Annotated in this window: 9 protein-coding genes; 5 read left to right on the top strand and 4 right to left on the bottom strand. The window is 46.2% G+C overall.

Translation table 11 applies throughout. From position 1 onward, the window contains the following. Positions 1-120: 120 nt before the first annotated feature. On the bottom strand, positions 121-1,014 hold the full coding sequence (locus KIV40_RS18010; RefSeq protein ID WP_050906632.1) for a LysR family transcriptional regulator: 894 nt from the start codon (positions 1,012-1,014) through the stop codon (positions 121-123). 148 nt (positions 1,015-1,162) lie between these two features. Here KIV40_RS18010 and KIV40_RS18005 point away from each other — a divergent pair, with 148 nt between their 5' ends. Then, a complete protein-coding gene (locus KIV40_RS18005; protein ID WP_010453583.1) occupies positions 1,163-1,516 on the top strand; it encodes a DUF413 domain-containing protein in 354 nt (117 codons plus the stop codon). Between the two features lie 147 nt (positions 1,517-1,663). Here KIV40_RS18005 and KIV40_RS18000 read toward each other — a convergent pair whose 3' ends face one another. Next, positions 1,664-1,915, bottom strand: a complete 252-nt coding sequence (locus KIV40_RS18000; protein WP_005531215.1) for a DUF3081 domain-containing protein — start codon at positions 1,913-1,915, stop codon at positions 1,664-1,666. 374 nt (positions 1,916-2,289) lie between these two features. Here KIV40_RS18000 and nagB point away from each other — a divergent pair, with 374 nt between their 5' ends. Next, entirely contained in the window at positions 2,290-3,090 is an 801-nt protein-coding gene (gene nagB, locus KIV40_RS17995; RefSeq protein WP_005531216.1) for a glucosamine-6-phosphate deaminase, read from the top strand. 126 nt (positions 3,091-3,216) lie between these two features. Here the strand turns inward: nagB and KIV40_RS17990 are convergent, their stop codons facing one another. Both KIV40_RS17990 and gltS read right to left on the bottom strand, forming a co-directional pair. Continuing rightward, complete coding sequence (locus tag KIV40_RS17990; protein WP_285350557.1) at positions 3,217-4,083, bottom strand: glycerol kinase; 867 nt, start codon at positions 4,081-4,083, stop codon at positions 3,217-3,219. Positions 4,084-4,233: 150 nt separating this feature from the next. Further along, positions 4,234-5,460 (bottom strand): sodium/glutamate symporter, encoded by a 1,227-nt coding sequence (gltS, locus tag KIV40_RS17985; protein WP_285350555.1) that lies wholly within the window; start codon positions 5,458-5,460, stop codon positions 4,234-4,236. 446 nt (positions 5,461-5,906) lie between these two features. Here gltS and KIV40_RS17980 point away from each other — a divergent pair, with 446 nt between their 5' ends. The 3 genes from KIV40_RS17980 to KIV40_RS17970 are packed head-to-tail and all read left to right on the top strand — an operon-like array spanning position 5,907 to position 7,962. After that, positions 5,907-6,278, top strand: coding sequence for a GntR family transcriptional regulator (locus tag KIV40_RS17980; RefSeq protein WP_069217830.1), 372 nt, complete (start codon positions 5,907-5,909; stop codon positions 6,276-6,278). After that, entirely contained in the window at positions 6,275-7,132 is an 858-nt protein-coding gene (locus KIV40_RS17975) for an ABC transporter ATP-binding protein (RefSeq protein ID WP_285350550.1), read from the top strand. The genes KIV40_RS17980 and KIV40_RS17975 overlap by 4 nt, the downstream gene beginning before the upstream one ends. Next, positions 7,132-7,962 (top strand): membrane protein, encoded by an 831-nt coding sequence (locus KIV40_RS17970; RefSeq protein WP_005428845.1) that lies wholly within the window; start codon positions 7,132-7,134, stop codon positions 7,960-7,962. The genes KIV40_RS17975 and KIV40_RS17970 overlap by 1 nt, the downstream gene beginning before the upstream one ends. Positions 7,963-8,056 lie beyond the last annotated feature (94 nt).

Here is an 8,056-nt window from a genome sequence, read left to right as displayed (position 1 = left end):
CATTGGGGTCCACTTCTATTTATAAACACGCTGCTATTTGCGTAAACCGACACAAAAAAACCCTTGGCATCACACCAAGGGGTTTTCGTTTAAGTTTGCTCTGGATCGCAAAAGCAGAAATTACTCGTCTGCAGGAATGTCCGCAATTTGTTGCAAGCTGTACGCCGTTAACGGGTCTATCTCTTTTACGATTTCTTCAACCTGCTTAATCGCGTCTACAGACGTGCTGGCTTTACGATAGCTCAAATAGATAGGACGGTACCAATCTTCTACGCCAGACACCTTGTGGAGCTGCCCGCTTGCAATAAACGGCTCTACCAGAGACGCTGGTAGGTATGCACTGCCACCTTTCTCTAAAACGAAGTCTAACGCGATACGAGCGGTAGAAGTACGAAGGTAAGGCGCTGGGATTTTCGGGTGACGTTCTGCGTGTTCTGAAGCGAAGCGCGTGCCCCAATCCACATACACGTATTTCTTATCAAACACCGTATCAAGAGAATCTTGCTCGGTAGACACCAACACCAACACCACGTCAGCGACTTTCTTGCAGTTAAGCTCATCCGCTTTGATTTGATCGAAGGCGAACGCCATATCGAGAGTGCGCTCAAGCAGGCTGCGGCTTAGCATCTCACGCCCCATGACTTCAGCCATAAAGCCGTAACCACCAAATGAGTCTGTTACCACACTCAAACAGTTTTGCAGATAAGCGTCCCAAATGTTCGGCGTACCACCCATGGTGAGCTGCAACGCTTTGCCATCTTCAAGGGATAATTCGAGTTTGGCTTGCTGCAAGGTGGTCACCATCACCTCGGCATAGCCTATTAAACGCTCACCTGCGGAGGTCAACTTTATGTTATTTCGATCACGAATAAACAACTGCGTATCGAAATAACTTTCGAGTTGTTTGATGCGTGCGCTCACAGCGGCTTGAGTAATGTACAAGTTCTCAGCAGCTCGTCCGAAGTGACGAACCTTTGCCAGCTCTAAAAATGTTCGAAAGACCTTTACATCCATAAACCATCTCCTGGTCAATATAAAACCAGATTAACAACTAATTAAAATTTTGACGACAAAAAAGTTTTGTTTTTCTTTTGTTAGCTTTGCGCCTAATTTTCGCCGTAATTCATCACATTCATCAATAACGGTTACAGAGGCTGTTGATATGTCTGACACTGAATTTCGTCATGGCAAAAAACGTTTTTACGACAACGTAAAATTCCCACGCGGCTTTGCAAAGTCTGGCGATTTTACTCTTTCAGAAGAGGAAATTCTAACAATTTATGGGGATACTATGCTTGGCCTAGAGTCAGGCGAGTTGACACCTGAGAACAGCGAAGAAAAACACTTCGTAAAAGTTCTGGAAAACCCAGGCAAAGCGAAAACTAAGATCGAGCGCACTTGGCTTAAATACGTACAGCTAGCTCGTGGTCGCAAACGCTTCCACACGCTAAACGGTCGTAACAAACCAGAAGCGTCAGATGACTACGCAGAAGAGAGCCTAGCAGAAGACGATTAATCGACACTGCCAAGTTTTAATGCTTGGCTAAACTGCGGAACGATTCGTTTTGTGGTGTTGCAAAAAACTTTTTCTTTTCCAAAAAGCCCGCAGGTGGAATCCCTTAGGGCTTTTTCATTTTTAATAAACCCATTATTTGGCGAGTACTCACTTCGCCAGCATGGCGACCTTCTTCAAGAAGCTGTCTTTGAGGTGCTCTTGGTCGTACTCTAGATGATAGGTATTGTGGAAGCCCACCTTTAACTCCACGCCATTGCCTCTAAGAAACACGTTATAGCCATCGTAATCAGAAAAGGCTTCTACCCCTTCATACATCTTGCCAAACTCAGAAGGTGTGCCGTTGTTCATCACACATTCGTATGCTTGCAGCACTTTGGTTATGTCTAATTCGTTTCTCATTGCGATTCCCTCAGCAATAAACACTCTTTAATTACGGTTAAGAAAAAAACGCCGTGCTACACCATAGATTGCGTGAGATCATATGTTCGACATTTTTCTTCCCTCTCTACTACGCAGCTCGGTTCAATTTAGCTCGCTCATTCAATCAAAAAACTTAATTTCAGTCATAAATTTTAAACGCTAATCAACTAACCTAACTTCTTTATATAAAAGGGTAACGGCGAGAAGCAAAGGTAAAAACTGTTGATAAAAGCAACATTGGTTAAAGAAAAAGCAAATTTTTGACCTAAAACAATAGCAGATTGTCATCACTTATTTTATAATGCGAATTAATGTTTCAGGACATCTTAAATTCCAATAACTAGGGGCACAAAATGAGACTTATCCCGTTAGCTCAAGCAGCACAAGTAGGCAAGTGGGCAGCAGCACACATCGCTAAGCGCATCAACGACTTCAAACCAACTGCTGAGCGTCCGTTCGTTCTGGGTCTACCTACTGGTGGCACTCCTCTAGCAACTTACAAAGCATTGATCGAACTTTACCAAGCTGGTGAAGTGAGCTTCGAACACGTTGTGACTTTCAACATGGACGAGTACATCGGTATCCCTGCGGATCACCCAGAATCATACCGTTCATTCATGTACACAAACTTCTTCAACCACGTGAACATCCAAGAAGCGAACATCAACCTTCTTAACGGTAACGCGGAAGATCACGAAGCGGAATGCCAACGCTACGAAGACAAAATCAAGTCTTACGGCAAGATCAACCTATTCATGGGCGGCGTAGGTAACGACGGTCACATCGCATTCAACGAGCCAGCATCTTCTCTGTCTTCTCGCACTCGCATCAAGACACTAACTGAAGACACTCGTATCGCGAACTCTCGTTTCTTCGATGGCGACATCAACCAAGTTCCTAAGTACGCACTAACTATCGGTGTTGGTACGCTACTAGACGCTGAAGAAGTGATGATCCTAGTAACTGGTCACAACAAAGCACTTGCTCTAGAAGCAGCTGTAGAAGGCAGCGTAAACCACCTATGGACGGTTTCTGCACTTCAACTTCACCCTAAAGCAGTGATCGTTTGTGATGAGCCTTCACAACAAGAGCTTAAAGTGAAGACAGTTAAGTACTTCTCTGAGCTAGAAGCGGAAAACATCAAAGGTTTCTAATCCTTCGGGTAACAACCAAAAATAAACACTGAATACACAAAACCCGTGAGTCATCACGGGTTTTTTCGTTTTTAAAGATTAGCAGGTTTAAAGGTTTAGGAATTTAAACAACCGCTAGCGAAGCGTTTAATAAGCTTGAATACCAAACTGGCGCAGACGTTTTGGTAACACCTCATCGAGCTTATCTAACTCGCTCAGTTCAACTTCAATGAGGTTGAAGTTATGCTGCTCGTACACCGCACGAATCTTCTCTCGCTCCGCTTCTAACATCTCGCCAGTATCGCTGCCCCAAAACTGCAAATAGACCTTGCCACCTGGTAGGTAGAAATCGCTTGTCACGTCTTGGTCGATCGGCAGCTGACGCTCATAAGTGTGTACTACTCCTGCCAAATACAGCCAGTTATCGATCAGAAGCTCCCCTTTAGAACGAACGTAGTGTCCGTCCAATGTACGGTGTTTGGCTTCAAACTTCTGGCGAAAACTAGAAAATGACTTATCAGTGGAATGGGACTCGGCATCTTGCCCTAAAAACTCAATCACAGACTGCTTGAGACGCTTGTTACGCAGTACTACGTCGTGCCACACCACGAAGGTATTCTGCGACTCTTTATCAGTTCTCTGCTGCCCACCAGCGCGGATTCCGGCTTCGGTCAAACTCCACCCTTCTTCGGATTTGCTGATCCAGCCTAATTCGCTTAACAGCTGGTTCATGCGCTTGGCATTGAGCTTAAGCTTCTCGCCCAACTGGGTTGCGCTATAGGTTTTGCCAGACGTCGCCGCAAGCTCGATGTGCAAGTTGGTCGGCCATACGATGAACTGCCCAAATTTAGGGTGATCGACATACTCACCGCCGAACTTGGCGCCCTCTTCGGTCAAAATCCATTTCTCGTCTTGGCGAACAATATAGCCAGCGCGTTTCAGCTCAGCAAACAGCAGCTTGGCTTCTATCTGACGCATTTTTGCCAGCGCCGACGTCGATATTTTTTCAGACACGATTCATGCCTCCCGCTACTGTTTGAAATAAGGTAAGAACTTGGATATTAACGCATTGATTTGATTGCTTGAAGTAAGAATAGATCGAATATGCTGATAGCAAAAAGCCAGTCTCACAGGACTGGCTTTTGTTTTGTGGAGCGAGGCAGGTTACTTAATAAAAGAAATACAGCCTTGCAGAATCACTAGGTTGACGATGTCGATAAAGAACGCGCCAACGATAGGCATCACCATAAAGGCTTGTGGTGATGGACCAAAGCGGTTAACGATAGAGCCCATGTTCATGACCGCCGTTGGGGTTGCGCCCAGACCAAAGCCACAGTGACCACTTGCGATGACTGCTGCATCGTAGTTGCTGCCCATCACGCGGAACGTCACGTAGTAAGCAAAAACCGCCAAAATCACCGATTGCACCGCCAAAATGATGAGGAACGGGATTGCTAAGTCGAAGATGTTCCACAGTTTTAAGCTCATTAGCGCCATCGCTAGGAACAAAGACAGCGAAACTGTACCAAGAATATCGACCGTTTCCACATCCACTTTGCGTACTTTGGTCACTTCCATGATGTTGGTGATCACCACACCAATAAACAGCGCGTAAACGAAATCTGGAATCATCAACCATTTGATGCCAAAGCTACTCACCCAACCTTCTAAGTAGCCAGCACCTGTGACACACAGCAGGATGATCGACAAGCTCTCGACCACTTTCTTCGCGGTTACGCGGTCTTCTTCGTGCTCGTTGTAAGTCACCAATTCAGGGAAACGTTCGTGAGTCTGGTTGGTGCGCCCGTATTCAGATTCAAGGTTGTGCTTATCAATCAAGCTCTGCGCTACTGGGCTGCCGATGATGCCACCAATCACCAAACCAAAGGTAGCGGATGCCATTGCCACTTCTAAAACGTTGTGCAAGCCATACATGTCTTGGAAGGTTTGCGACCATGCTGCGCCCGTACCGTGACCGCCAGACAGCGTAATCGAGCCTGCAATCAAGCCCATTAGCGGGTCTAAGCCGAGCGCCGTTGCCAAAGATACACCGACCGCGTTTTGGATAAGGATGTACACCGATGCCACAGCTAAGAAGATAAATACCTTAGCGCCGCCTTTAATCAACTGGGTGTAGTTCGCAGCTAAGCCAACGGTAGCGAAGAACATCAACATGAAAGTGTTTTGCAGCGGTAAATCGAAAACTAAATCCACGCCATTGAAATGCATCGCGGTGATCGCACATGCGACAATCAAACCACCCACGATTGGCTCGGGTATATTGAATTTCTTTAAGATCGGTAATTTAGCGTTAACGAATTGTCCCAAGAACAACACACAAATAGCGACGAGAAACGACTCTTGTGGACCGACAGAAATGGCCTGATTCATAAAACCTTTTTGTCTCCTTTTTCTCATCCTTTGAGTAAAAACTCGCAGGTTGAGCGGTATTTAGGCAGGTCAGAGTGCATACTGAACGTAGGTTTTCTAGGGTCTAAGCCCACTAAATTCTCGTTAGATAAGAAAGCAATAGCTCGGATATTCACCCAATTCTCACTCAATGAAAAAACACACTTTTTCACCAAGTTTTGTGGCGCAATTTTCTCGTTTTCATCGCCCTTCTCAACTTATGAGAAGTGAACAATTTTTTGCCAGCTTTTGAGGGCAAAAACGTATGCGATTGCGCGCAAATTTTGCGTGAAACTCCGATGCCAACTTTGGCGAAATGTCATCAACAAAAGAGATTGAGAAAATAACTCAAGAAGATTAGCGCTTTCTATCTCACCCTTAAGGTGTTATACATATATATAACACCAACCCAGCCAAGGAAACCAATCATGACGCATTGGCATGATCGCCAACCGATTTTCCGTCAGTTGGCTGACCAGATCACCCAGCAAATATTGCAAGGCACCTGGCAAGAGGGCGAAGCTTTGCCTTCGGTACGCAGTGTCTCTGCGGATATGAAGATCAATCACCTGACGGTCATGAAAGGCTATCAGTTATTGGTTGATGAAGGATTGGTTGAGAAGAAACGTGGGCAAGGCATGTTTGTCGCCCAAGGTGCAAAAAAACAGCTGCTTGCTGATGAAAAAGCACGTTTCCTTGAACAACAAATTCCGCAGATCGCCGACACACTCCAACGTCTGGATATGTCACTTGATGAATTTATCCAACAAATCCAAACACATATTGAAGGTGACCAATGAGCGCATTAGTCAGTGTAAAACACGTCTCCAAGCAATATCGTCAGCAGGGTGAAGCGCTGCATGACGTGAGCTTTGATCTACAAGCGGGTCAGGTGCTTGGCTTGCTAGGTCATAACGGTGCGGGTAAATCGACTCTCATTAACGCCCTACTCGGTGCACACGAATATCAGGGCACCATTCGCATCAACGGCTTTGAGCCAATCATGCAACGCGACAAAATCATGCCGAGCTTATCTTACATTTCGGATGTGAACGTTCTGCCAAACTGGATGACGGTTGCTCAGCTGCTCGATTACACCGAGGGCGTACACCCAGGTTTTAATCGCAGCAAAGCCGATGCCATGCTTCGTCAAACCGATATCAAGCCGCGTGCACGCATCAAATCCCTATCGAAAGGCATGAAGGTGCAATTGCACTTGGCTGTCGTCATCGCGACCAATACGCAGATTCTGATTCTAGACGAGCCAACGCTTGGCCTGGATTTGGTTTATCGCGATACCTTCTACCGTCATTTGCTGGAATGGTTCCACGATGGCGAGCGTGTGTTGATCATAGCGAGCCATGAAGTATCGGAAATCGAACACCTACTGACGGACGTGCTGATCCTTAAACACGGCCGACCTGTTCTGCAAACCTCAATGGACAGCATCAGCGAAGATTACTTCATTCTTGATGCCAGTGATGAGCATCGCGCACAAATCGAAGCGCTGAAACCACTGTCATCGCAAAAGGGCTTGGGCACGACTAAATGGTTGCTGTCATCACAATACGCAGAACAAGTTGCAGGGCTGGGTAATGTGTTTGGCGTCAAGCTTGCGGATCTGTTCTTAGCATTGCAGAAGGAGGCAGCATAATGAAATCGATTGTCGCGATGTTGCGTAAAGAATGGCTAGAGAACCCATTGGTTACGCGCGTGCCATTATTTATGTTTGCCTGTGGCGTGCTGCTGTTTGTCAGCTTAATGAGTAGCTCGACACTGCAACACAATATGTTCTTCCAAATGAGCTTTGGTGGTGATGTCAGTGATATCCACAAAGAGCTCGGTGATGACGTCAACATGCTGATCACAGGTGGCATTGGTTTGTTGTCTATCCTGCTTGGCACTCAATACTTCCCAAGAACGCTACGTAAAGAGCGCTCAGAGGGCAGTATCATGTTTTGGCGCAGTATGCCTGTCAGTGACGTAAAAACCCATCTGGTGAAGCTGGCGTTTGGTTTATTGGTGATTCCATTGGTGTGTTCGGTATTGGTTTTCGCTGCGGACTTTATGCTGTGGATGTTGAATGTTTCAACTGACCACCAGTTGGCGTTGTTGTATCGCCAGGCATCATTGGGTTTCGTGCTGCTGAACTGGATTGAATTTTTACTTCGAATGGTAGTGGCTGGCGTGTTGTTATTGCCGCTTGCACTGACCGCAATGGCAATCTCACAGAAAGTGAACTCACCACTGTTGGTCATCTTGATTGGTATTTACGCGCTACGCTGGATGCCGATTGCGATGTTCAACTTCTATGGACTGGATGATTTCTTCTCAGCGATTTTCTATCTACCGCTGCACGCGATTCTTGCACCAAACCCGTTCAGCGCGATTCCAGATGCAGGTTGGATGAACGTTGGGATTTACGCCTTCATCGGTGTGCTTGCTTGGACGGCTAGCATCAAGTTCAGCCGCACTGTGAACTAACAAGCACAAGCAAAACAAACCCATCAAAAGCGAGGTACTGTCCTCGCTTTTTTATTTCCGAACCCATTTTATTTCCGCACCCAGGCAGCATTTG

Source organism: Vibrio sp. D173a (assembly GCF_030248475.1).
This window is presented reverse-complemented; position numbering and strand designations above follow the sequence as displayed.

What these genes read in the sequence shown, in the direction of transcription:
- gltS (WP_285350555.1), bottom strand. Translation starts at nt 5,460, where the DNA reads ATGAATCAGGCCATTTCTGTCGGTCCACAAGAGTCGTTTCTCGTCGCT.
- nagB (WP_005531216.1), top strand. Translation starts at nt 2,290, where the DNA reads ATGAGACTTATCCCGTTAGCTCAAGCAGCACAAGTAGGCAAGTGGGCA.
- KIV40_RS17975 (WP_285350550.1), top strand. Translation starts at nt 6,275, where the DNA reads ATGAGCGCATTAGTCAGTGTAAAACACGTCTCCAAGCAATATCGTCAG.
- KIV40_RS18000 (WP_005531215.1), bottom strand. Translation starts at nt 1,915, where the DNA reads ATGAGAAACGAATTAGACATAACCAAAGTGCTGCAAGCATACGAATGT.
- KIV40_RS18005 (WP_010453583.1), top strand. Translation starts at nt 1,163, where the DNA reads ATGTCTGACACTGAATTTCGTCATGGCAAAAAACGTTTTTACGACAAC.
- KIV40_RS17970 (WP_005428845.1), top strand. Translation starts at nt 7,132, where the DNA reads ATGAAATCGATTGTCGCGATGTTGCGTAAAGAATGGCTAGAGAACCCA.
- KIV40_RS17980 (WP_069217830.1), top strand. Translation starts at nt 5,907, where the DNA reads ATGACGCATTGGCATGATCGCCAACCGATTTTCCGTCAGTTGGCTGAC.
- KIV40_RS18010 (WP_050906632.1), bottom strand. Translation starts at nt 1,014, where the DNA reads ATGGATGTAAAGGTCTTTCGAACATTTTTAGAGCTGGCAAAGGTTCGT.